18 protein-coding genes, 1 tRNA gene and 1 pseudogene are annotated in these 24529 nt (G+C 70.9%); 8 read left to right on the forward strand and 12 right to left on the reverse strand.

The genetic code is table 11. The features are described 5' to 3' along the window. The first annotated feature begins 46 nt into the window (after positions 1 to 46). A tRNA-Arg gene (locus AXK61_RS20995) sits at positions 47 to 119 on the forward strand. Positions 120 to 138: 19 nt separating this feature from the next. On the opposite strand, the gene AXK61_RS21000 is transcribed toward AXK61_RS20995, so the two are convergent. Next, positions 139 to 330: a hypothetical protein gene (locus AXK61_RS21000; protein WP_068575187.1), complete on the reverse strand. Its 192-nt coding sequence runs from the start codon at positions 328 to 330 to the stop codon at positions 139 to 141. A gap of 53 nt (positions 331 to 383) precedes the next feature. Between AXK61_RS21000 and AXK61_RS21005 the strand changes: the two genes are divergently transcribed. Together AXK61_RS21005 and AXK61_RS21015 are read left to right on the forward strand one after the other, a co-directional pair. Next, positions 384 to 1082: a hypothetical protein gene (locus AXK61_RS21005; RefSeq protein WP_139058125.1), complete on the forward strand. Its 699-nt coding sequence runs from the start codon at positions 384 to 386 to the stop codon at positions 1080 to 1082. A 371-nt stretch (positions 1083 to 1453) separates the two neighbouring features. Next, positions 1454 to 3091 carry an FUSC family protein gene (locus tag AXK61_RS21015; protein ID WP_068575184.1) on the forward strand — a complete coding sequence of 546 codons (1638 nt, stop codon included), beginning with the start codon at positions 1454 to 1456 and terminating at the stop codon, positions 3089 to 3091. A gap of 120 nt (positions 3092 to 3211) precedes the next feature. Here the strand turns inward: AXK61_RS21015 and AXK61_RS21020 are convergent, their stop codons facing one another. Beyond that, positions 3212 to 3925, reverse strand: a complete 714-nt coding sequence (locus tag AXK61_RS21020) for an O-methyltransferase (RefSeq protein ID WP_068575183.1) — start codon at positions 3923 to 3925, stop codon at positions 3212 to 3214. A gap of 149 nt (positions 3926 to 4074) precedes the next feature. On the opposite strand from AXK61_RS21020, the gene AXK61_RS21025 reads away from it, so the two are divergent. Further along, a complete protein-coding gene (locus AXK61_RS21025; protein ID WP_068575182.1) occupies positions 4075 to 4527 on the forward strand; it encodes a hypothetical protein in 453 nt (150 codons plus the stop codon). Positions 4528 to 4564: 37 nt separating this feature from the next. On the opposite strand, the gene AXK61_RS21030 is transcribed toward AXK61_RS21025, so the two are convergent. Beyond that, positions 4565 to 7021: an HAD-IC family P-type ATPase gene (locus AXK61_RS21030; RefSeq protein WP_068575353.1), complete on the reverse strand. Its 2457-nt coding sequence runs from the start codon at positions 7019 to 7021 to the stop codon at positions 4565 to 4567. 94 nt (positions 7022 to 7115) lie between these two features. On the opposite strand from AXK61_RS21030, the gene AXK61_RS21035 reads away from it, so the two are divergent. Together AXK61_RS21035 and AXK61_RS21040 are read left to right on the forward strand one after the other, a co-directional pair. Beyond that, positions 7116 to 7595, forward strand: a complete 480-nt coding sequence (locus AXK61_RS21035) for an SRPBCC family protein (protein ID WP_231855632.1) — start codon at positions 7116 to 7118, stop codon at positions 7593 to 7595. A 126-nt stretch (positions 7596 to 7721) separates the two neighbouring features. Next, positions 7722 to 9245: an acyl-CoA synthetase gene (locus tag AXK61_RS21040; protein WP_068575180.1), complete on the forward strand. Its 1524-nt coding sequence runs from the start codon at positions 7722 to 7724 to the stop codon at positions 9243 to 9245. Positions 9246 to 9322: 77 nt separating this feature from the next. Here AXK61_RS21040 and AXK61_RS21045 read toward each other — a convergent pair whose 3' ends face one another. The 8 genes and pseudogenes from AXK61_RS21045 to AXK61_RS21080 all read right to left on the reverse strand — a co-directional run bounded on the left by AXK61_RS21045 (position 9323) and on the right by AXK61_RS21080 (position 18654). Continuing rightward, on the reverse strand, positions 9323 to 11962 hold the full coding sequence (locus tag AXK61_RS21045) for an AAA family ATPase (protein WP_068575179.1): 2640 nt from the start codon (positions 11960 to 11962) through the stop codon (positions 9323 to 9325). After that, on the reverse strand, positions 11959 to 13095 hold the full coding sequence (locus tag AXK61_RS21050) for a metallophosphoesterase family protein (RefSeq protein WP_068575178.1): 1137 nt from the start codon (positions 13093 to 13095) through the stop codon (positions 11959 to 11961). Before AXK61_RS21050 ends, AXK61_RS21045 begins: the two co-directional genes overlap by 4 nt. A gap of 83 nt (positions 13096 to 13178) precedes the next feature. After that, entirely contained in the window at positions 13179 to 13598 is a 420-nt protein-coding gene (locus tag AXK61_RS21055) for a PIN domain-containing protein (protein WP_068575177.1), read from the reverse strand. 65 nt (positions 13599 to 13663) lie between these two features. After that, positions 13664 to 13816 (reverse strand): annotated as a pseudogene (locus tag AXK61_RS21060) (type II toxin-antitoxin system VapB family antitoxin); the annotation flags it as partial. Between the two features lie 58 nt (positions 13817 to 13874). Then, the gene (locus tag AXK61_RS21065; RefSeq protein ID WP_156485781.1) at positions 13875 to 14669 is read right to left on the reverse strand and encodes a hypothetical protein; all 795 of its coding nucleotides are present in this window, start codon (positions 14667 to 14669) and stop codon (positions 13875 to 13877) included. A 26-nt stretch (positions 14670 to 14695) separates the two neighbouring features. Continuing rightward, entirely contained in the window at positions 14696 to 17581 is a 2886-nt protein-coding gene (locus AXK61_RS21070) for a DEAD/DEAH box helicase (protein ID WP_068575174.1), read from the reverse strand. Between the two features lie 10 nt (positions 17582 to 17591). Then, a complete protein-coding gene (locus tag AXK61_RS21075) occupies positions 17592 to 18215 on the reverse strand; it encodes a GNAT family N-acetyltransferase (protein ID WP_068575173.1) in 624 nt (207 codons plus the stop codon). A gap of 10 nt (positions 18216 to 18225) precedes the next feature. Continuing rightward, positions 18226 to 18654, reverse strand: coding sequence for an acyl-CoA thioesterase (locus AXK61_RS21080; RefSeq protein WP_068575352.1), 429 nt, complete (start codon positions 18652 to 18654; stop codon positions 18226 to 18228). Between the two features lie 122 nt (positions 18655 to 18776). Between AXK61_RS21080 and AXK61_RS21085 the strand changes: the two genes are divergently transcribed. After that, complete coding sequence (locus AXK61_RS21085; RefSeq protein WP_068575172.1) at positions 18777 to 19541, forward strand: hypothetical protein; 765 nt, start codon at positions 18777 to 18779, stop codon at positions 19539 to 19541. Between the two features lie 114 nt (positions 19542 to 19655). Beyond that, positions 19656 to 23387 carry a multifunctional oxoglutarate decarboxylase/oxoglutarate dehydrogenase thiamine pyrophosphate-binding subunit/dihydrolipoyllysine-residue succinyltransferase subunit gene (locus tag AXK61_RS21090; RefSeq protein WP_082778240.1) on the forward strand — a complete coding sequence of 1244 codons (3732 nt, stop codon included), beginning with the start codon at positions 19656 to 19658 and terminating at the stop codon, positions 23385 to 23387. 400 nt (positions 23388 to 23787) lie between these two features. On the opposite strand, the gene AXK61_RS21095 is transcribed toward AXK61_RS21090, so the two are convergent. Continuing rightward, the gene (locus AXK61_RS21095; protein WP_082789487.1) at positions 23788 to 24441 is read right to left on the reverse strand and encodes a TetR/AcrR family transcriptional regulator; all 654 of its coding nucleotides are present in this window, start codon (positions 24439 to 24441) and stop codon (positions 23788 to 23790) included. Positions 24442 to 24529 lie beyond the last annotated feature (88 nt).

Raw genomic sequence — 24529 nt, forward strand, 5'->3', positions numbered from 1 at the left:
GGTTTCCGCCGGGCCCGCCCTATGCGCTAACCTTGCTACGCCCTGCGCCCCCGTAGCTCAGGGGATAGAGCGTTCGCCTCCGGAGCGAAAGGCCGCAGGTTCGAATCCTGCCGGGGGCACTCTCTCTTCTGCCTCATATCAGCAAGCGAATGTGTCCTTGTACACCAAGCATTTCGATGTGTAGCCGCCGTTACCTCGCGTGACGTCCTTCTCCTTCACGTCCGCCCACGGTTGCCAGATCATCAGCCCCAGCAGAATCATGCAGGTGCCGACGATCCAGGCCGCGGATCGGATGGATCTGGCCAGCGCCAGCGCGTGCAGATCGGTCATGCTCGGGAACGATAACAGCAGTCAGCACCAATAATGATGTTATCTTTCCCATCATGAATACCGCGCCGCGATGGCTGGCAGCCGGGCTCGTAGCCATCGCTGCGGCCTCGGGATGTGCGGCCGGCGACGAGGGGCCGGTGACGTACGGGCCGACGCTGCTGCCGTCGCCGCCGTCATCCTCTCCCGCCGCCTCGCTCCCTCCTGGCCTCACCCGCCTCACGACGGCGACCTACGGAATGATCGTCCAGCCCGCGGGTTCAGCGGCGATGTGCCAGCTCGGCGCCATCCTCGCGCGAGGAAATGGCGCTGATCAGGTCCGCTACGCCGTCGTGGGCAAGGACTGCGCGGCGCCGGTCGGAACCCGGATCCAGGACGTGGATCACAAGGAGGACACGCTCGGAACCGTCGCAGCCACCGTCACGGGGAAGGACGGTGCCTGGTCGGCGGTGGCGGTGCGCCTCGACGACGGCGCCGGCTTCATGTTGATGAGCCCGCCCGCCGTGGTCCGGTCCGGTGACGACGTGGGTGTCCACAACACCGGCGAGACATTCCGCGTATCGATCGATGCACGCGGACTCCTTCTGCTCGACGGATTCTCCTCGCCGTTCGGACGTTCGGGCGCATCCGTCTTCAGCACCAAGGGGCGCCTCGTCGGGATCTCAGCGGGCACCGGATCGCTCGCGGTCCCGATCGCCGAGCTGATACGAACCTTCGCGGCCATGCCGGGATTCGACGGCGTCAGGCTGCTGTGACGACGTCGATGAGTACCGCAGCCGGCAGCCGGACACTCGCAATGAACCACCCCCATCGCGTGGACCGCACGTGCTGAACCGACAGATCTTCGAGGACCCACCGCGCCCGCTCACGGAGCGACAGGAGTGGGACGCGCGGTACGAGGCTCGGCGCGCTGCGCGCGAGTCCCGCAACTCGCTCCGCACCGCACGGGGGCAGTACCGCCGGTACCGGCGCAAACTCGGTGCAACCCCCTACCTGGACTGGGCGCGCTGGAATGCGGAGTACGACAGGACCTATCGGACATCCGGCACCCGGATCCGGCCGGTGGAGGGTGGTCCTCCGACCGGGGTCTCCTGACGGGGCGACACCTCGGTGGTGGAATGGGTAGGTGAGCGAACCGGTTCCCGATCCCCTGCCCCGCGTCGCGCGCGTGCGCTCGCTCGTCTTCGCCGACGGTGCGCCCGTCTGGCGATGGCAGGCGGGGCTGCGGGCCGCGGCGGCGGTCGTGATCCCGGGCGCCGCGATGGTCGCGGCGGGACAGGCGCACGCGGCACTGTTCGTGACCTTCGGGGCGTTCGCTGTGCTCTACGGCGAGGGACGGCCGTACCGGATCCGGGCGCAGGTGGTCGCCACGGCGGGTGCGGCGTTGCTGCTCGCGGTCGTCATCGGCGCGCTGATCGGCGCCGCGGTGCCGGCGGGCGGGACGGCGCTCAAGATCGGCGCGGTGCTCCTGGTCGCGGCGCCCGCGGTGCTCGCCGTGTACGTCGTCGACGCGCTGCGCCTCGGGCCGCCCGGCGCGCTGTTCTTCGCCCTCGTCGGCTCCGGCGGGCTGATCGCGGTGGAGTCGGGCGCATCACCCGGGATGCTCGTGTTCGCGGCCGCATGCGGCGCCGTCTCGGCGGTCGTCGTGTCCATGGCGGGCGCCACCGTCGACTCGTCCCGCCCGCAGCGCGAGGCGGTCGGCCGCGCGATCGGTGCCGTGAACGGCCTTCTCGCGCCGGACGGTCCGCGATCCGCGGAGCAACGGCACGCCGCGGGCGCCGCACTCCTCGCCGCCTGGACCACTCTCGACGACGCCCGCTCGGCATCCCGCCCCGCCGACGCGGACCTGCTGATCGCGTTGCGGGAGGCCAATCGCCGCTTCGCCGCCGACTCGGACGACTCCCCCGACGCCGAGGTCGATCCCACGCGGCAGATCACCACGTCGCGGCTGCGACCGGCGGTCGGGCACCGGCTGCGCCGTTCACTGAACCGCTGCTCGCACGCGACGATCACCGCCACTCGCGTCGGGATCGCCTGCGTCGCAGCGGGCGCGGTGAGCATCGCACTCGGTTTCGATCGACCGCACTGGGCGGCGATCGGCGCACTCGTGGTGTTGCAGACCGGGTTCGACCGCGTCCGAGGAACCGTGCGGGCACTGCACCGGTTCCTGGGGACCGCCGTCGGCCTGATGCTGTTCGCGGGCCTGCACGCGCTGTCGCCGCAGGGGTACGCGCTCATCGCGGTGATCGGCGTGCTGCAGTTCAGTATTGAGATGCTCATCGTCCGGAACTACGCCGCCGCGGTCGTCGTGATCACGCCCGTCGCGCTGATGGCGAGCGGCGCCGGCGCCGTCACCGGTTCTGCGGGTCCGGTGATGCGGGATCGCCTGCTCGAGACCGTCGTCGGCGTGATCGTGGCGCTCGTGGTGATGTACCTACTAGCGCCGAACGCCCACCGTCGGACGTTCGCCTGGACCGAACGGCGAGTCCGGGACGCAGCGCTGCACCTCATCGACGTCGCGACCGCGATGCCCGTCGGCGCTGCGGAGGCCCGAGCAGCTGCACGGGATCTGCACTTCGAGCTGGAGGGCGGCGTGCGCGCGGGCATCGACTCGATGCACAACGAACCCGCGTGGACCGCGGAACGGTGGCCCGACCGAGCGGCCCTGGTCCACGACGGCTACGACCTCGCCTCCGCGTTCTGGACCACCCCGCCCGAGCTGCCCCTCGGTGACACGAGCTCCCTGCGTCGACGTTTCGAGTAGTCGCGGTGCCCGGTAGCGGGCACGGGCGCTGAGATGTCGCTCCCTGCGGCGCCGACCCCGCGGCACGCCGGGGCCCCGCCGCAGGGAGCGACATTTCAGCGGTCCCCGGGAGTAGCGCCGCTATCGTTTCCTGGAGATCTCCATGCCGCCGTTGCCTGGCACGGTGACGGAGGTGAACGGGCCGTCGGGGTCGCGAACGAACTCGAGGTACTCGCGGTACTCCTTTGCAGCCCCGACCACGTTGTCGCACACCACGAGAGCGCCGGGTCGGAGGTGCGGCGTCACGAGACGCAGCGCGGGCAGCGCCATCGGCACCCAGATGTCGACGAGCATGAAGTCGATCGGCCCGGTCAGATCGACGAGGGTCTCGCGCAGGTCGCCCTCGCGGATCTCGACGAACTCCTCGACGCCGGCCTCGCGCAGATTCCGCAGTGCGCGCTGCACCTTCGCCGGCTCGTGCTCGGTACCGATGACGAGCCCTTCACCGCCGTCATCGCGCTCGGCGAGGTTGTCACGGACCGCGGCTGCCAGGTAGATCGTCGACACCCCGAAGGACGTGCCCGCCTCCACGATCCGCGTCGCACCGATCGAGCGGCACAGCATGTGGATCAGCGCCGCCTTCGCCGGTGCGATCGCGACGAGCTTGTCGGCGACGAACCGCTTCCCCTCCTCGCCCTGGGTGAAGTCCGCGGTCCGATCCCGCAGCAGCGAGACCGCCATGCGCCCCGCGATCGCCGGCACGTTCGCGACGAGCTGCTTCTTGCTCTGCGCGTGCAGCCGGTCGGCCACGGCGGCGGCGAGCGGATCCAGCGGCGACGGTGCGAGCTTGTCCATGTTCCGACCGTATCGAAATTAGGTCTACCTAACAACCCGTCAACGACCAGGCCGCAGTGATCGTGTGATCATGAACATGTGAATGCCGATAGCACCGGAAGGAGTCCCGGCGGTACGACGCTGCGCGTACGGGACGACGGGGTGCCGCAGTGATCCGGGGCGATCACGACGAGGACTTCTTCGGCGACGCCGAAGCCGCCGCCGTGTACTCGGAGACGCAACGCAGGTTCACCACGCACCACCGCGCGCTGATCGAGAGCTACCGCGCTCCGGGTACACCTGCGGAGACGGCGCTGCTCGCATGCCTCCAAGCGCTCCGGGACGGCCGGATCACCGAGGAGTGGTCCGTCGGCGTGATCGACGCGGGTTCCCGGGGTGAATTGTTCTACGTCGTGTACCGCTGGTGGAGCGTGCCCCTCACACTGGGCTTCGCCACGGAGGCGACGATCTCACCGCTGTACGGCTCCCCCGACGATCCGGCCACCGTCGGCCGAGACGCCGCTGCGTTCTGCATCGGCGAACCCCTCGGGACCGTCCGCGATCACCTCGTCGGGGACGAGAACGACATCCACTGGTGGGGAACGCCGCTGCCCGCGCGATGACAGCCCTGCATGGTCCGGACCCGAGGAACCGAACCGTTCAGCGCTTCTTCGCGTAGCTGTGGAAGATCCGCGGCGCGAGCCGACGGAGCACCTCGACCAGCACGATCGCCACCCCGCCGAAGGCGAAGCCGATGCCCACCATCTCGGGGTCGCTGATGTCGAGGAAGAACTTCTCCTGTGCCAGCGGGATCGAGAACAGCACCACGTAGAAGGCCACGGACACGCCGACGAGCAGCACCTTCCACCACGTGTACGGCCGCGCCACGATCCCCAGCACCCACAACGACCCGACGAGCAGCGTGATCAGCGCCGCCGTCGACGCCTTGATCTGCTCCGGGCTCAGCGTGGCGGCCTTCGCACCGATCGAGGCCCCGGAGCCGCCCGGGTTCACCACGAGGTAGCACAGGAAGGTCGCCAGGCCGACCGCGATGCCCGACGGTGCCGCCAACTTCAGTACGCGGGAGACGAAGCCGGTCTGGGCGCGCTCGTTGTTGGGCGCCAAGGACATCACGAAGGCGGGGATACCGATGGTGAACCACGCGGCGATCGTCACGTGGATCGGCTGGAACGGGTACGAGATGGGCGCGAAGCCGAAGATCTTGGCGCCCAGGCCCGCCAGGCCCACGAGCCACGCGAGCAACACCGCGTACACGGTCTTGGTGAGGAACAGGTTCGCGACGCGCTCGATGTTGCCGATCACCCGGCGCCCCTCCCCGACGACGTACGGGAGGGTGGCGAACTTGTTGTCCAGCAGCACGATCTGCGCGACCGACCGCGCGGCGGAACTACCGGAACCCATCGCGACGCCGATGTCGGCGTCCTTGAGCGCGAGCACGTCGTTGACGCCGTCGCCGGTCATTGCAACGGTGTCGCCGCGGGACTGCAGCGCCGTGACCATGGCCCGCTTCTGGTCGGGGCGCACCCGGCCGAAGGTCACGTTATCGGTGACCACCTGCGCCAGCTCGTCGTTGTCTGCGGGCAACTTCCGGGCATCCACGGACGAGTCCGCCGAACCGAGCCCCAGCGAGTGCGCCACCGCACCGACGGAGACCGCGTTGTCGCCGGAGATCACCTTGACGGCCACACCCTGCGAGTCGAAGTAGTCGATCGTGCCCTGCGCATCGGGCCGCACCCGCTGCTCCAGCGCGATCAGCGCACGGGGCACCAGGTTCCCCGGCGCTTCGAGCCCGTCCACCTCCGTATCCACGGGCACATCGGTCGAGGCCACCAGCAGCACCCGCAGCCCCGTCGACCCGAGCTCCGTGGCGCGGCGGGCACCGTCGGACTCCGGATCGAGGAGGACGTCCGCGGCACCGAGGATCCAGTTGCCCTGCGGCGCATCGCCGTCCGCGAGGGAAATGCCGGACCACTTCTTGGCGGAGCTGAAGGGCGCGACGGCGGCGGCGCGCCAGCCCGGCGCGTCCGGGTACGCCTCGCCGATCGCCTGGACGCTGGCGTTCGGGCGGGGGTCCAGGTGGGCGATCGCGGCGAGGGCGCGCTCGATGTCGGCGCGGTCGCCGTCGAGGACGTCGAGCTCCGAGAGGCGCATGCCGTTCTCGGTGAGGGTGCCGGTCTTGTCGGCGCAGACCACGTTGACGCGGGCCAAGCCCTCGATCGCGGGCAGCTCCTGCACCAGGCACTTGCGCTGGCCGAGGCGCACGACGCCCACCGCGAACGCGATCGAGGTCATGAGGACGAGGCCCTCGGGGACCATCGGCACCAGGGCCGCGACCATGCCGAGGATCGCCTGGTTGAGCTCCTGCTTGGAGATGACCAGCTGGTTGAACACGGTGAGGATGCCGGCCGGGATCAGCAGCCAGGTGATCACCTGCAGGATCTTGTCGATGCCCGACCGGAGCTCGGAGTTGACGAGGGTGAACTTGCTGGCCTCGTCCGCGAGCTGCGCGGCGTAGGCGTCGGCGCCGACCTTCGTCGCCCGGTAGGCGCCCGAGCCCGAGACCACGAAGCTGCCGGAGAAGATCTCGTCGCCGAATTGCTTGTCGACGGGGTCCGCCTCGCCCGTGAGCAACGACTCGTCGACCTCGAGGGCCTCGAACTCGATCGTTTCGCCGTCGACGACGATCTGGTCGCCGGGGCCGATCTCGATCACGTCGTCGAGCACGACCTCGGACTGCGCGACCTCGATGGCGGCACCGTCGCGCCGCACCACCGGGTGGGCCTGCCCGACGATGGCCAGCGAGTCCAGGGTCTTCTTCGCGCGCAGCTCCTGGATGATGCCGATGCCGGAGTTGAACACGATGAGCAGGCCGAACAGCCCGTTGATCAGCGAGCCCGTGAACAGCACCAGCAGGAACAGCACACCGAGCATGGCGTTGATGCGGGTGAACACGTTGGCGCGGACGATGTCCCACGCGCTCCGGCCCGACCGGTTCGGCAGGGCGTTGACCCGGCCGTCGCGCACCCGCTCGGCGACCTGCGCGGCGGTGAGGCCCGACGCGGGAAGGCCGGATGTCGTGTCGGGTGCAGCAGTCATGCACGCGAGTGTAATGACGGCTTCGCCGGTCGGCGCTCGCTCGCCACGCTCGCTCGCCGCGCTCGGGCGGCGTCGAGGTCGTACGCTGACCGCCATGACCGCCATGACCGCCATGACCGCCTTCACCGTGGCCCGATCCATCGAGATCGCCGCGCCCGCCGACACCGTCTTCGGCCTCATCGACGATTTCCACGAGTGGCGGCACTGGTCACCCTGGGAGGGCCTCGACCCCCAGCTGCACCGCGAGTACAGCGGCCCGCCCGAGGGCCCGGGCGCCGCGTACGAGTGGCGCGGGAACCGCAAGGCGGGCGAGGGCCGGATGTCCATCTCGGCGACGGAGCCCGGGCGGTCCGTGGACGTCGACCTCGAGTTCCGCAAACCGATGGCCGCGAACAACCACGTGCGCTTCGACATCGTCCCCACGGGCGACGGTGTGCGCGTCACCTGGACCATGACCGGCGTGACCACCGGGCTGTTCTCGCTCATCGGCAGGATCGTGCCGATGGACAAGTTCGCCGGCAAGGACTTCGAGAAGGGCCTCTCCGCCCTGAAGTCCCGCGCCGAGAACCGATAGCGCTGCCCGCCGGCGGGCGGCGCACCGTCGGACCTGAGAATCCGGCGAATCGCCCCCGGGCCTGCGCGGGGCCGGTCACGATGCACGTGCGTACAACGCCGTCGTCCCCGCCCGCAAGGAGGCACCATGCCCGCACGTCCCGCTGTCGACCTCGGATCCTGGATCGCGCGGCGCGCCGCGGTGAGCGGGGACCGCCCCGCGATCACCTACGGCGACGCGACGTGGAGCTACCGGGAGTTCGCCGACCGCGTCGACCGGCTGGCGGCGGAGCTCGTGGCGGGAGGCGTCGGGACCGGCGATCGCGTCGGCTACGTGGGCTTCAACCACCCCGACTTCCTCACCACGATGTTCGCCGCGTCCCGCGCGGGCGCGGTGTTCGTGCCGCTGAACTTCCGCCTCACCTCAGCTGAGCTGGAGTACATCCTCACGGACGCGGGCGTCCACACGCTGATCGCCGACGCCGACCGCGCGGCGGTCGTGGAGCCGGTCCGGGCGTCGTCCGGGCTGACGCGGGCGATCGCGCTCGAGGCCGTGGAGGGCTGGGAGCAGCTCGACGGGTTGCTCGCGGGGCGCGCGCCCATCGCCGAGCCGCAGTCGCCCGGGGAGGACGATCTCGCGCTGATCATGTACACCTCCGGCACCACGGGGCGTCCCAAGGGCGCGATGCTCACGCACGGGAACATGTTCTGGAACAACATGAACGCGCTGCTGAGCCTGGACACCGTGTCGGCGGACATCAGCCTCGTAGCGGCTCCGCTCTTCCACATCGGCGGCCTGAACGTGACCACCCTGATCACCCTGCAGAAGGGCGGGCAGCTCGTGATTCTGCCCGCCTTCGACCCCACCGCGGCACTCGCCCTCATCGAGAAGCATCGCGTCACCAGCATGTTCGGCGTCCCCGCGATGTTCCTGTTCATGAGCCAGGTGCCGAGCTTCGAGACGACCGACCTCAGCACCGTCCGCCAGTTCATCTGCGGCGGTGCGCCCGTCCCGGAGCCGCTCATCGCGCTGTACAACGGCCGGAACATCCCGTTCTGCCAGGGCTACGGGCTCACCGAGACCGCGCCGCTCGCCCTGGTCATGGACGTCTACGACACCGCCCGCAAGATCGGCGCTGCCGGCCACCACATCCTTCCCCTCTCCGAGGTCGCGCTCCTCGGGCCCGACGGTGCGCCCGTCCCCGACGGCGAGCGCGGCGAGGTCTGCGTGCGCGGGCCGCAGGTGACGCCGGGCTACTGGCAGAACCCGGCGGCGACCAGCGCCGCGATCGACGCCGACGGCTGGTTCCACACGGGCGATGTCGGCGAGCAGGACGCGGACGGCTACGTCACCGTCGTGGACCGCGTGAAGGACATGGTGATCTCCGGCGGCGAGAACGTCTACCCCGCCGAGGTCGAATCCGTGCTCTACCGGCACCCGTCGATCGCCGAGGTCGCGATCATCGGTGCGCCGCATGAGAAGTGGGGCGAAGCGGTCGTCGCGGTCGTCGCTCTCAAGCCCGAGGCCACGCTGACGCTCGAGGAGGTCCGCGAGTTCGCCAAGGACTCCCTCGCGCCGTACAAGCTGCCCCTGGCCCTGCACGTCGTGGACGCCCTACCCCGCAATCCCGCGGGCAAGGTGCTCAAGTTCAAGCTGCGCGAACAGGTCTGATCGCAGCCGCAGTGTCGGCAGTGATTCTGTCGGTTCGCGGTGTGCATGCCCGATCGCCGACGCGATCCGGTCAACGATCAGGCGCCCCCGAGTGCCACTTCGGTGACGCCGTCGCGGCCGCGGAGGGCGTCGAACCGGCCGGGGACGCAACTGAAGACGATCACCTGGGCGCCGCGGCCGGCCTCGACGAGGGCGTCGGCCATCGCGCCGAGGCGGGTCGGGTCGCTGTGGCCGAGGGCGTCGTCGAAGATGACGGGGGCGCCGTCGGCACCGTCGACCAGACGGGCGCACGCCAGCCTGCTGAGCACGCCGAGCTGCTCCTGTGCACCGCCCGACAGGGACTCGAAGGGCACTGTGACCCCGTCCACGGTGCGCGAGGCGATCGTGAGGTCGTCGCCGACGGTGATGGTGAGCGGATCACCGAAGACGGTGCGGCCCAGGCCCTCGAGCGCCCGCTGATACGGCGCCTGCACCCGGGCGCGGCGGGCGTCGCGGTGCGCGGTGAGCGTGTCGTGCAGCAGCGCCGCCGCCCGCGCACGCTCCTCGACCGAGGTGAGGGCCCGCTCGGCGTGGACGTGCTCGGCCGCGGCCGCGTCGAGCCGGTCGCGACGGCCGTCGGCCTGGAACAGCTGCAGCTGGCCGTTCAGCGCGGACAGCTCGTCGCGGGCCGCAGCCTCCGCCGCCTGCGCCTGCTCGGCCTGCGCGCGAGCCGCGCCGAGCCGGGCGGCGAAGCCCGCGACATCGGCCTCCTGGGCAGCACGATCATGCGCGGCGGCCTCCGTCGCAGCCGACTCCCGGGCCGCGACGGCGGCATCCGCGGCGATACCCAGCGCATCGTCGGCCGCCTCGGCGCGCGCCCGTTCCAACTCGGCCGTCAGCTCGGAGGCCCGGCTGTCGAAGTGCTGCAGCCGATCCGCCGCGACCTGCGCATCGGTCGTGGCGCGGTGCAGCTCCTGGTGCTTCTGCCCCAACTGCTCGCGGGTCTGCTTCTCCTCGCCCCGCGAGGACACCTCGGCCTGCGTGGCCTCCATGAGGTTGGCCTTGGCACACTCGGGATCCACGGCGAGCAGCTCCGGATCGACCGCCGCCTCCAGCGCGACGATCCGCTCGGCCGACTCCTCCGCGAGCCGCCGCAGCTCGTCGAGGGTGTGCTCGCCGAGGGCGTGCGCCAGCGCGATCCGCGCCTCCTGCAGCTCGATCTCGATCGCCTCGCGCAGCTCGTGCAGCTCCCGGGCCTCCTCGACGCTCGCGGCGCCGGCGTCGCGGCACGCCGCCAGCAGAGCGCCGTGCGCCGCCTTGACCTCCGCCGCCGCGTCGGCGCTCTCGCCGCGCTGGACCACCTCGATCCGGACCGCGCCGGGCACCTCGATGACCATGCCGTTGCCGGCGACGACCTCCACCGGCTCCTCGCCGATGTTCCGGCCGTCCACGAGGACATCGGAGAATCCCAACCGCTCCAGCTGCAGCGTGGCCGCGAGCGCGGAGAACCGGGCCTGCGCCTTCTCGTGGCGCTGCTCCGCGACGGCGATGGTCTGCAGGGCGCGGCGGTCGATCGGGTTCAGCGCCAGCCGGTTCCGCGCATCCTCGACGTCCTTGCCCAGCAGCTGCGCCTGCTCGATCCGCTTGCCGAGCCGCTGGTAGCCCACGGATTCCCTGGCGTAGTCGACGGCGTACTGCGCCTGCGCCTTCCGCTCCCGCCGGTCCGCGGCGACCGCCGACAGTTCGTGCACCGTGGTCTCCAACCACGACGCCTCGGCGGTGAGGACCTCGCGGTCCGCGAGCGCCCGGTCGCGCAGCACGCGCACCTGCGCAGCACGCTCCGTGGCGAGGGCCTGCTGCTCCACGAGCCGGCGGCGGCGATTCGCGGCCTCACCCGCGTGCTGCTCCCGCAGCGTGGCGGATTCGAGCACGGCGCGGGACTGGGCGACCTGCGACTGCAGGCGGGTGATCCGCTCCTGATCGGCGCCGACCGCCTGCAGCGCCGCGGCGGCGGCGGACCGTCGGTCCACCAGGGCGGACAGACGTGCGGAGGCGAGGACGTGCTGGTCCGCGACCCGGTCGACCTCGAGCAGCGCGGCCCGGGCGGCATCGAGGGCCGCACGCGCCGCGGCCTCCCGGGCGCGCGCGGCCGACAGCTCGTTGGTGGGGCGGCCGGTGGGCGTGAAGTAGCGCGCCCGCTCGGCGGCGACGGCCTCGGCCAGGCGCTCGGCGCCCGGCTCATCGTCTCCCGCGCCGCCGGACGCCGCGTCGAGCGCCTTCGCGAACGCGGCGCTGTCGCGCAGCGAGGGCTGGCCCGGGCCGGGGCCCTGCAGCACCGTCAGCGCTTTGAGCAGGTCGCCGTCGACGTACGTGCGCATCTGCTCCGCCACCCAGGACTCCGCGCTGCCGCCCGTGAGTTGCTGCGGCGCCGGCTCGAGCACCGTCAGCACGGTGCCGGGGCGCCGGTGGTACTGCTTGGCGTAGACGAACCGGTACGGCCCGACGGTGAGCTCCGCCTCGACGAACGGCCCCGCGTCGCGATGAGCGGGGCACACGGCCTCCACGCGCTGCGACTTCGAGGTGGCCTTGACGTCGAGCAGGAGCTGCAACGCCTCGACCATCGAGGACTTGCCGGCCTCGTTGGGGCCGTGCAGGAGCGTGACGCCCGTATCGGCGAAGGAGATCTCCCGCTCCGCGACGCCGCGGAAGTCCTTGATGGCCAGGCGGTGCAGCCTCATGCGCCGACCTCCTGGCGGGTGAGGCGGTAGAGCAGGGCGAGCGCGCCCGAGGCATCGGCCGCGCGGTCACCGCCGCTGCGAGCGACGCCCAGCAGCTCCTCCGCCGCATCGGCGGCCGGGCCCGTGAGCTCGAGCGACTCCAGCTCCGATTCCCCCGGCAGCACCGCGAGATCCGTCTTGCGCTCCCACAGCTCGACCGCGGCGAACCTCGCCCGCAGGGCCTCGATCTCCGCATCCAGCTCGGCCTTCGCCGACAGCCCGACGGTGCCCGTGAACCCCACCTTGACCACGGTGCGGTCCTTGTCCGGCAACGCAGACAAGGAGCCGACAGCCGCGGCGACGTCGCGCTCCGAGGACAGCGGGAACTCCCGCGACGCGAAGCGCCACGTGCCGACCCGGACCGGGGTCACCGTCGCGCCGCCCGACTCCGGGACGTCCACGACGAGGACCGAGCCGGACCCCGTCTCCTTGTGGTCGAAGTTGGTGACCTCGGGGGCGCCGGAGTACCAGATGTCCTGCGCCACTTCGGTGACCGAGTGCCGATCCCCCAGCGCCACGTACCGCAGCTCTCCCGCGGCGATTCGGCCGGACAGCGCGGCCACGTCGATGAGCCGCTGATCCTGCGCGCCGACCGGGAGCGTGCCGCCGTGGCCGACGGCGATGCGGATCACGCCCGCGGCGGGCGGCGCGACCGCGGCGACCGCCTCCGTGAGCGGATCCCCCGCCGGGTGCTTGGAGAACCACGGCGCCGCGAGCAGTTCGACGCCCGGGCGCACCTCGTGCACGCCCGGCGCGTCCAGCACGATCACGTTGGCCGGACGGTGCCGCGCGAACACCTCGGAGGTGTAGATCGACGCCGCGTCGAGCGGATCGTGGTTACCGGGCAGCAGGTAGACCGGGCAGCCGATGCCGGCGATCCGGTCCAGGCTGCGGGCGATGACGGCGGGCGCGAGGCGGTTGTCCTCGAAGACGTCACCGCACACGACGACGAACTCCGCCTCCTGCTCCGCCGCGACCGCCCCGAGCCGGGAGATCGCGTCCAACCGGGCATCGGTGAACCGGGCCTGCGCATCCGCGTCGAGGAAGTGCCGCGTCATCCCCAGCTGCCAATCGGCCGTGTGCAGGAACCGCATCTCTCACCCCCTGAAGTCGTGTCCTCTCAGGGTAGTGACCCCCACCGACAAGTTCCGCCACCGACGCGGCCCGCCCCCGATCCTCAGTCCCCCGCCGGGCTCACGACACGCTGCGCTCGCACATCCGGCAGGTTCCACTCGGCGAGCTCGAAGTCGGCGTCGTCGTGCAGGATGACCAGGCCGCGGGCTGCCGCAGTCGCGCAGATGAGCAGATCCACCGTCGACAGCGCCCGCACCGCTCCTACCCCGACGAGTCGATGCTGCGCAGACTCAATCCAGGACCAGACCGCCTTGGGCACGGGCACGTCGGGGTACATCTCGAAGAACAATTCATTGATCTGGTCGTACTCAACCGAATTCCGGGCCGACCTCCGGAACTCGGCTCGCTGCGGCGCACACGAACCCACCGCCCCCGCGGTCAGCATCCCGAACCACCGATCTGCGAGAGCGTCATCACGGGTGATCCGCCATATCGCCGACGAATCGACGAGGTAGCGGATCACGCGCGGCCCGACTTCTCTTCCTCACGGAGAGCGCGCCAGCCCTCGTAGTCCCAGCCCTTCGCCTGCTCACGTAACCGCGCGAACGCCTCGACCCTTCGGTGCTGCGCGAGGTACTCGCGTAACGCCAGATTGACCGCTTCCTTCTTGGTCCGCACGCCGGCGACGCGCATCACACCGTCGAGAGCTTCGTCGTCAAGATCGATCTGAGTGACTGCCATGTACCCCCTCCTTGTGGGATCTGTACATAGACTACCAACATCATCAACATTTCGCAGGTCACCGCGGGTCGCGGAGGCGGTCGTAGAGCTCGGCCAGCTCGTCGGAGGCCTCCGCCACGTCGGCGGGTTTGGTGCCGGTGCGGCGCAGGGCCATGCGCAGCAGCGCCGGGTCGAGCAGCGTCATCGCGTCGATCGGCGCGGGCTCGGGCAACGGCGGGAGGTCGAGGCCGTCGCCGTAGAAGGCCGCCGGACCCGCGTCCCAAGCCCCGGGATCCCAGGCGTCCCGGGCACCGTCGCCCGACGATGCCGCACCGCCCGGCCCCGGCGCGGAATCGGTGGACACCCGCGCGAGCAGACCGGCCAGGGGCACCCCCGCGAAGTCCAGGACCAGCGAGGGATCGGTGTCCGCGGCGGCGCAGAACTCGTAGGTCAGCGCGAGTGCGTGCACGCAGGCACCCGACTCATCGGGGCACGCGCACTCGACGACCACATCGGACGCCGACTCGGGCAGCACCAACTCCCCCAACGCGCGGCCCAACTCCCCGCGAGTGACCCCCAGCAGCTCGCCGGACGCGCCCTGCCCCACCAGCAGCGAGACCACCGCGGCCGCGTCGCCCGGCACCCGCGAGAGCGCGACAGCGAAGGGATCGAGCTGGCTGCCCTGGACCGTCGCGGTGACCGACCCCGGCACCACGGCCATCGCGTACACCTGGTGCTCGGAGTACAGGCGACGCGCGTACTGGACCTTGCGCCGCTCCGTGACCTCCTCGCGCTGCTGGATCAGCCTGCGCGAGAACCACGTTCCGCCCATCGGCCGCGCAGAATCCCTAGCCTTGCGGGCCACGCCGATCACCGCCTCTCCCTGGCCGTGCGCGCCATCTACGTCACCGCCTCGTCGCGCAGGGCGATCAACTCGTACAGCTCGTCGTTGTTGAGTTCCGTCAGCCACGCCTCGCCGACCTGCACCGTCATGGACGAGAGCTCCTTCTTCGCGGCGATCACGCCGTCGATCCGCTCCTCGAGCGTGCCCGCGCAGACGAACTTGCGGACCTGCACGGCGCGGGTCTGGCCGATGCGGAAGGCCCGGTCGGTGGCCTGGTTCTCCACCGCGGGGTTCCACCAGCGGTCCACGTGCACCACATGATTCGCCGCCGTGAGATTGAGCCCCGTTCCGCCCGACTGCACCGTCGCCACCAGTGCCGGAGGGCCATCACCGGACTGGAACCGGGCCACCATCGCGTCCCGGTCACGCCGGGGCACGGCACCGTCGAGCACCGGGACCTCCGCGCCGAGCAGGCCCGTGAGCCAGGGCTGCAGCATCCGGGCGAATTCGGCGTACTGGGTGAAGACGAGGGCGCGCTCCCCCTCGGCCGCGATGGTCTCCAGGACGTCCGCGAGCAGTTCCAGCTTGCCGGAGCGGTGCTGCCCGCGGCGCAGCAGCGGCGAACCGTCGCCGAGGTAATGCGCCGGGTGGTTGCAGATCTGCTTGAGCCGGGTCAGCGAGGCCAGGACCAGGCCCCGCCTGCCCATGCCCTTCGACTCGCGCAGCTCCCGCACCAGCTCGTTGAGCACCGCCTGGTACAGCCCCGCCTGCTCCGGCGTGAGCGACGCGCGGACCGTGAACTCGGCCTTCTCCGGCAGCTCCGGGGCGATGTTCGGGTCGGTCTTCTCGCGCCGCAGGATGAACGGCGAGGTCAGCGTGTTCAACCGGCGCACCGCGGCGCGGTCCTGCTCCCGCTCGATGGGCATCGCGAACCGGTTCCGGAAGGTGCGCGCCGAGCCCAGCAGACCCGGGTTGACCAGGTCGATCACCGCCCGCAGGTCCTCCAGACGGTTCTCCACCGGCGTGCCGGTGAGCGCCACCCGGTGCCCCGCAGGGATCGACCGCAGCGCCTTGGCGGCGGCGGTGTTGGCGTTCTTCACGTGCTGCGCCTCGTCCACCACGATGCGCGCCCAGTGGTGCCCGGCGAGCAGCTCCCGGTCGCGGGCGGCGAGGGCGAAGGTCGTCAGGACCACGTCGGACTCCCGCGCGATCCGCCCGAACTCCTCGCCGGTGGGCCTATCGCTGCCGTGGTGCACGTGAATCCGCAGATCGGGGGTGAAGCGCTGGGCCTCCGCGACCCAGTTTCCGACCACCGACATGGGGCAGACCAGCAGCGTCGGGCGCACCCCGTCATCGTCGGGCGAGTCGAGCCGCTCGTGGCACAGCAGCGCGAGCACCTGGATCGTCTTGCCCAGACCCATGTCGTCGGCGAGGACCGCGCCGATGCCGGCGCGCCACAGGCTCACCAGCCATTCGAGCCCCCGGAGCTGGTAGGGCCTCAGCTGCGCCTTGAGCGTCGACGGGGCCTCCACGACGGCGGGCGCGATGGTGCCGCCCCGGTACACCGAGTCGAGCCAGCCGAGCCCGTCGACGGCGGCCAGCGGGGCGGGCAGCGCGGCCGGGTCGGCGATCATGCCCAGGAGGTCCTGCAGATCCGTGCCGGACTCCGCCGCCGACCGCTGCTCGGCCACGAACCGCGCGGCCTGCGCCAGGGTGCGACGGTCCGCGCGGACCCACTTGCCGCGCACCTCGACCAGCCCCGACGCGGCGTTCGCCAGGCCCGCGAGTTCACTCGCGGTGAGCACCACGTCGCCCACCGCGAGCTGCCACGCGAAGTCCTTGATCTCGGCGAGCCCGGCCTGCACGGTGAGCGCCGTGCGCCCCGGCTGCTCCCGCCCGACGAGGCGCAGCGCGGGCCGCACCGTCGCGATCGACGCCGGCAGCAGCACCTCGTACCCGGCTTTGGTCAACCCCGGAGCGCCCTCCAGGAACAGCGATTCGGCCTCGGTGGTGGTGAGCAGGAAGTCCAGCGAGGTCCCGTCCTGCCGGGCCCGCTTGAGCGGCGGATACACCGCCAGGGCCCGGGCCAGCTCGCCCGCCAGGTCGTCCAGGTCGACGGGGCTCATCCGTGCCGGATCCGCCCGGACCGGCGCGGCGCCGGGGACGCGGCGGCAGACCTCGAGCCGCCACGGCGTGTCGGACGGCGTGGATCGCGGGTCGAGTGGGTTCTCCCCCGGTGCGCGGCCGTCGGGCTCGACCAGACGCAGCACCAACAGCGTCTCCGCCGACCGGACGCTGCCCGACCACTCGGTCCACGCCGCAGCGGCCCCCGCATCGGCGACGGCGGCGGGCGGGAGGGGCGCACCGTCGACCAGGGCGCGCAGCGCGGGGGCGGCGACCCAGGACCACGGGCCCTCGCCGAGGCGCCGGCGCGCATAGCCATCGGCGAGCTCCGCGCCCATGTCGAGGACGGCGGCAAGGTCGCCGGTGCGGCGCAGCACCGGCGGCATCGCGGCCGCGGCGGTCTGCACCCAGGTGCGCCACTGCACCGACTCGATCGGCGCCCACCGCACGGTCCAGTCGCCGTCGTCGCTGCGCAGCGCGGGACTCACCGCACCCGCCGCGACGAAGCGCTCGACCGACCGCGCGACCCAGCGCAGGAACCGCAGGTCACCGGCACCGTCGGACGGCTCGAGCCGGTCCAGCAGGTCCAGGGCGCGGGTGGGCCCGAGAGTGAGGGCGGGTGCCACGAGACGCCCGCTCGGCCCCGTCAGCGCGACGGTGCGCCGGGGCCTCCGGTCACCGAGGATCTCGGCGATCGGCGCGGGGAGCGCCGCCGGGTCGGGCTCGGCGGTGGGTTCGCCGACCTCGTCGGTGAACCACAGCGCGAGGCCCAGGCCGGGGCGCCACAGTCCGTGTGCCGTCGGTTGCGGTCTGGGCATGGACGTCGGCCTACTCCGGAGTCGCCCGGTACGCCTCGTGCCGGTGGCGCAGACGGTGCCGCAGGTGCGCGCGGACCGAGGGCCACTCGTGACGCAGGATCGAGAACAGCACCGCGTCCTGCAGCGCGCCGTTGCGGTACCGGCGGTAGCTGCGCAGCACCCCGTCCTGCTTCGCCCCGAGGCGGGCGATCGCCTCGCGCGACTGGGTGTTGACCCACTGGGTGCGCAGCCCGATGCACTCGCAGCCCAGCACGTCGAAGGCGTGCTCGAGCAGCAGCAGCTTGGACTCCGCGTTCGTGCCCGTGCCGTGGGCCGACGCACGGTTCCAGGTGAAGCCGATCTCCATGCGCGGAACCGCGGGATCGATGTCGTAGTAGGTGGTCATCCCGAGCACCCGGCCGGCCGCGTCGATGGCCGTGAAGGGGATCATCTCGCCCTTCTCCTGCAGCCCGAGCCGGCGGTCGATCTCCGCACGCAGTCCGTCGGGCGAGGGAACGGAGGTGTACCAGCGGTCCCACAGCTGGCCGTCCTCGAGGGCCTCGACCAGCCCGTCGTACTGGTCGTGCGAGAGCGGCGCGAGCGTGACCAGGTGGCCCGCCAGCGTGACGGGTTCCAGGGGCGAGAGGAAGGTCATGCGTCGCAGGCTACGCGGCGGGGGTGACAAGCAGCCGTTCGAGCGCCGCGCGCAGGCCGTCCGGGGCGCCCGCGGGACGCCGGGTCTCGCGGTCGACGAAGACGTGCACGAACCACCCCTCCGCGGCGGGGGCACCGTCGGCCCCGAACAGCGTGACCGCGTACCGGACGCTGGACCGGCCCAGCTTCGTCACGGCCAGGCCGGCGGTGACGGGCTCCGGGAAGGCGAGCGGGGCGTCGTAGCGGCAGTGAGATTCCACACAGAGGCCGATCACGGGCCCGTGATGGATGTCGAGACCGCCCTCGCGGATCAGGTACGTGTTGATGACCGTGTCGAAGAAGCTGTAGTACTCGACGTTGTTGACGTGCCCGTACACGTCGTTGTCCTTCCACCGCGTGGGAACCACCAGGGTGTAGGGCTGCTCATCGATCGTCGGCATGCCGCCCGACGGTACGCCGCCCACCGGTCCGGCAGGCCCACCGGTGGGAACTTTCCGGGGGCCGTCGGGGGTTAGATGGGGTGCAAGGTTCCACAACCGGCTCGCGTCCCACGGAGGTCATCATGGCGAACAAGCCCGCCCCCATCTCTCCCGAGCAGCCCCGCCTTCCCGCCGTGCAGCACGACGGTGGCGGCGTCGTGGGCTCCGTCGTCGACCGTGCGGCCCGGCTGCAGGGTCCGGCGGTGGCCAAGTACGTGGCGGGCCTGCGGGCCGACAACCCCGACGACTCCCCGGCACAGATCATCGACCGCCTCGAGAAGCGGTACCTGCTGGCGGTGACCGGCAGCGGCGGGGCGGTCGGCGCCACGGCCGCGGTGCCCGGCGTCGGCACCGTCGCCGCGCTCGGCGCCGTCGGCGCGGAGACCGTCGTGTTCATGGAGGCGTCCGCGCTGTACGCGCTCGCGGTCGCGGAGGTCTACGGGATCCCGATCGACGACCGGGAGCTGCGCAGGGCGCTGGTGCTCACCGCGGTGCTCGGCGATGCCGGGCTCGGAGCGCTCCGCGCCACCGTCGGGGCCAAGAACGCGACCCTGCTCAACCTCAAGAAGAACCCCGCGCTCCCCGGCCTGGGCAACCTGAACAAGCAGCTGATGAAGATGTTCACGCGCCGCTTCATGGCGAAGAAGGCACCCTTCATGCTCGGCAAGCTCCTGCCCGCGGGCATCGGCCTCGTCGTCGGAGCGGGCGGTAACCGGGTGCTCGGCAAGGGCGTGATCAAGAACGCCCGCGCGGCCTTCGGACCGGTCCCCACCGCGTGGCCCACGCCACACCTGCGGGTGATCGAGGGGACGGCGACGAATGTGACCGGGACCGCGTTACCGGAGTAACCCGTCCCGCCTTCACAGTGGTGGACTACCCTGAACCGAGCGGACTTGCGCCGTCTGCGATCCAGTGCGGCGCGCGCCCAAGACGACGATGATGAATCGAGGCGAGGACCTGCCGTGAGCAGCAGTTCTGTATCGGATTTCGGCCAAAACGAGTGGCTGGTCGAGGAGATGTACGAGCGGTTCAAGGCCGACCCCAAGTCGGTCGACCCGAGCTGGCACGAATTCCTCTCGAACTACACGCCGGGTGCGGCGTCGAACAACGAGGCGTCCCCGAGCGCCGCAGCCCCCACCGCGGCCGCGGCGCCCGCCACCCAGCCCGTGGCACAACCGGCCGCCACCCCCGCGCCGAAGCAGGCGAAGACCACCGACACCACGCTGACCCCGGCGCCCGCCGCTCCGGTCACGCCGGCACCGTCGTCCCCCGCCAAGCCCGCCCCGGCGCCCAAGGCCCCCGCGCAGACCGAGTTCCCCGCCGAGGAGGAGCGCACCGTGCTCCGCGGCGCGGCGAACGCCGTGGTCAAGAACATGAACGCCAGCCGCGAGGTACCGACGGCCACGTCGGTGCGCTCGATGCCGGTCAAGGTCATGTTCGACAACCGCGTGGTGATCAACAACCACCTCGCGCGCACCCGCGGCGGCAAGATCAGCTTCACCCACATCCTGGGCTACGCCCTGGTGCAGGGCGTCAAGGCCTTCCCCAACATGAACCGGCACTTCGCCGAGATCGACGGTAAGCCCAACGCCGTCACGCCGCCCCACGTCAACCTGGGCATCGCGATCGACCTGGTCGGCAAGAACGGCAGCCGCAGCCTCGTGGTCGCGGGCGTCAAGGGCGCCGAGGCGATGGACTTCGGCCAGTTCGTGGCCGCGTACGAGGACATCGTCCGCCGCGCCCGCCAGGGCAAGCTCGGTGCCGAGGACTTCGCGGGCGTCACCATCTCGCTGACCAACCCCGGCGGCATCGGCACCGTGCACTCGGTGCCCCGCCTCATGGTGGGTCAGGGCGCGATCATCGGTGTCGGTGCGATGGAGTACCCGGCCGAGTTCCAGGGCGCGAGCGACGAGAAGATCGCCGAGCTCGCGGTCGGCAAGCTCACCACGCTGACCTCGACCTACGACCACCGCATCATCCAGGGCGCCGAGTCCGGCGACTTCCTGCGGTACGTCCACGAGCTCACGCTGAGCGATGACTTCTGGGACGACATCTTCCGCACGATGCACGTGCCCTACGAGCCGATCCGCTGGCGGCAGGACATCCCCGCCCACGGCATCGACAAGGACGCGCGGGTCCTCGCCCTCATCGCGGCGTACCGGGCGCGCGGCCACCTCATGGCCGACGTCGACCCGCTGCGCTACAACAACGACAGCCTCGAGTCGCACCCCGACCTGAACGTGCTCACCTACGAGCTCACCCTGTGGGATCTCGACCGCACGTTCAACGTCGGCGGCTTCCACGGCGCCGAGCGGCTCAAGCTGCGCAAGGTGCTCTCCGTGCTACGCGACGCCTACTGCCGGCACGTGGGCATCGAATACACGCACATCCTCGAGCCCGAGCAGCAGAAGTGGCTGCAGGAGCGCGTCGAGACGAAGGACATCAAGCCCACCGTCGCCGAGCAGAAGTACATCCTCAGCAAGCTCAACGCGGCCGAGGCCTTCGAGACATTCCTGCAGACCAAGTACGTCGGCCAGAAGCGCTTCTCGCTCGAGGGCGCCGAGTCGGTCATCCCGATGATGGACGCGGTGCTGGACCAGGCCGCCGAGCACGAGCTCGACGAGGTCGTCATCGGCATGCCGCACCGCGGCCGGCTGAACGTGCTGGCGAACATCGTCGGCAAGCCCTACAGCAAGATCTTCACCGAGTTCGAGGGCAACCTGAACCCGTCGCAGGCGCACGGCTCGGGCGATGTGAAGTACCACCTCGGAGCCGAGGGCAAGTACTACCAGATGTTCGGCGAGAACGAGATCACCGTCTCGCTGGTCGCCAACCCGTCGCACCTCGAAGCGGTCGACCCGGTGCTCGAGGGCATCGTGCACGCCAAGCAGGACATGGCGAACCCGCCCGAGGGCGAGCACCCGATCATGCCGCTGATGCTGCACGGCGACGCAGCCTTCGCGGGCCAGGGCGTCGTGGCGGAGACGCTGAACATGGCGAAGCTGCCCGGCTTCTCCAACGGCGGCACCATCCACATCGTCGTGAACAACCAGGTGGGCTTCACCACCTCGCCGGAGCACTCGCGCAGCTCGCAGTACTGCACCGACGTGGCGAAGATGATCGGCGCGCCGATCTTCCACGTCAACGGCGACGATCCCGAGGCGTGCGTGTGGGTCGCGAAGCTGGCGGTCGACTTCCGCGAGAAGTTCGACAAGGACGTCGTCATCGACCTCGTCTGCTACCGCCGCCGCGGCCACAACGAGGGCGACGACCCGTCGATGACCCAGCCCGGCATGTACGACGTGATCGACACCAAGCGCGGTGTCCGCAAGTCCTACACCGAGGCCCTCATCGGTCGTGGCGACATCTCGACCAAGGAGGCCGAGGACGCGCTGCGCGACTACCAGGGCCAGCTGGAGCGGGTGTTCAACGAGGTCAAGGAGCTCGAGAAGTTCCAGGCTGAGCCCGCGCCGTCGATCATCGCCGACCAGCCGCTGCCGAGCTCGCTCGTGACCGCGGTGCCGCTGGAGCAGATCCAGCGCGTGGGCGACGCGTACGCCAACGTCCCCGAGGGCTTCACCGTGCACCCGCGCGTGGCCCCCGTGGTCAAGCGCCGCTTCGAGATGTCCCGCGAGGGCGGCATCGACTGGGCCTTCGGCGAGCTGCTCGCCTTCGGCACGCTGCTCGAGGAGGGCCGCACGGTCCGCCTGGCCGGCCAGGACAGCCGCCGCGGCACGTTCACGCAGCGTCACGCGGTGCTCATCGATCGCCAGACCGGCGCGGAGTACACCCCGCTGGACAACCTGGGTCCCGACGGTACGCCGTCCCCCGGTCGGTTCATGGTCTACGACTCGGCGCTCACCGAGTACGCGGGCCTGGGCTTCGAGTACGGCTACTCCGTCGCCGACGAGTCGGCGCTGGTGTGCTGGGAGGCGCAGTTCGGCGACTTCGTCAACGGCGCGCAGTCGATCATCGACGAGTTCATCAGCTCGGGTGAGGCGAAGTGGGGCCAGACCTCCGGCGTCACGCTGCTGCTCCCCCACGGCCACGAGGGCCAGGGACCGGACCACACGTCGGCCCGCATCGAGCGCTTCCTGCAGCTGTGCGCCGAGGGCTCGATGACGGTCGCGATGCCGTCGACCCCGGCGTCGTACTTCCACCTCCTGCGTCGCCACGCCCTCGACGGCGTGCGCCGCCCGATGGTGGTCGCGACGCCGAAGTCGATGCTGCGCAACAAGGCCGCCGTGAGCCCCGTCGAGGACTTCACGACGGGCAAGTTCCGCTCGGTCATCGACGACCCGGCCTTCGAGATCGACGGCGGCGACCGCAGCAAGGTCACCAAGCTGCTGATGGTCTCCGGCAAGCTCTACTGGGAGCTGGAGGCGCGTCGGAAGAAGGACGGCCGCGACGATGTGGCGATCATCCGCATGGAGCAGCTGTACCCGCTGCCCTCGCGGCGCCTGCCCGCGACGCTGGACAAGTACCCGAACGCCACCGACATCCGGTGGGTCCAGGAGGAGCCCGCGAACCAGGGCGCGTGGCCGTTCTTCGGCCTCGCCCTCCCGGAGCTCGACGGTCGCCTGATCGGCATCAAGCGCGTCTCGCGGCGCGCCATGTCGGCGCCGTGCTCGGGCTCGTCGAAGGTTCACGCGGTCGAGCAGGCCCAGATCATCGACGAGGCCTTCCTCGTCTAGATCGACTCGGTCACCATCCAGGGCCGGTTCTCCTTCGGGAGGACCGGCCCTGCTCGTTGTCGGCACGGCACAGCGGCGGCGGCCGCACCCGGCACCGTCGTCCAGCAATCGACTCTCGGATCGCGTCCGCTCCGGACAGCGTGTCCGAACCGGTCAGAATCCGAGGGCCGGTCGAACGGCGGGAACGGAACCGCAGGGAGAAGTCGGGCACAGCACCAAAGCAGGGACGGGTGGCGGCACCGCCGTCGAGCGCATCGGAGCGAGCGAGCCGTTAGGCGAGAGAGTGAGGTTTAAGCGAGCGGCGGTGCCGCCACCCGTCTCGGCCATGCCCCGGCCATGCCCCCGCCCGGCCACGCCCCGGCCCCGCCGCCCCCGCCCGGACCACGGCGCACCGTCGGACCTACCCCACAGTGAGATCGAGCCCGACCGCCCCCGCCATCCCCACGAACATCGTGGCGAGATGGTCCACCACCTCGTCGCGGGTCATCGCGGCGAAGCCGGCGTTCTCGTCGAGCCACTGCACGAGGGTCTCCTCGACCACGGCGATCCAGCCGTGCACGGCGAGGACGAACTGCGGCGAGGGCTGGACGCCGATGTTGCCGGCCTGGTCCACGAAGTGCCGGACGATCTGCTCCCGGACGGTCTTGACGGCCGTGCGGATCCGGGGCTCCGACCAGCTCACGCCCGCGAGCATGGGGAGCAGGGACTGCCGGTTCTCCATGATGTGATCGACGTAGGTGCCCAGCGTGGCACTCAGGATCGGCATCACCTCGGCGAGGTCCTCGGGCTCCCGCTCCGGGGTGGCGATCTCGCCGACGATCCGGGCCTGTTCCTCGACGAGCGCGACCTGGAAGTCGAGCTTCGAGTCGAAGTAGTGGAACAGCAGGCCGGCCGACACCCCCGCCTGGCTCGCGATGTCCTCGATGGACACCTGCTCGAGCGCCTGCTGTTTGAGGCTGAGTAGGCCCAGGTCGATGAACTGCTGGCGCCGGGCCTGGGGGCTGAGCCGGGTGCGCTTGCGCCCCACCGCTGCGGCGACGGACTTTCTGGTCACCTACTGAATCATACTCAATAGGTCGTTGACAGACGCCGGTTCCCAACCCTACTGTCGAGTAAGAACGCCGCACAGCGGCGCATCCGAG

Origin of the sequence: Tsukamurella pseudospumae, assembly GCF_001575205.1 — a bacterium.
GTDB lineage: Bacteria > Actinomycetota > Actinomycetes > Mycobacteriales > Mycobacteriaceae > Tsukamurella > Tsukamurella pseudospumae.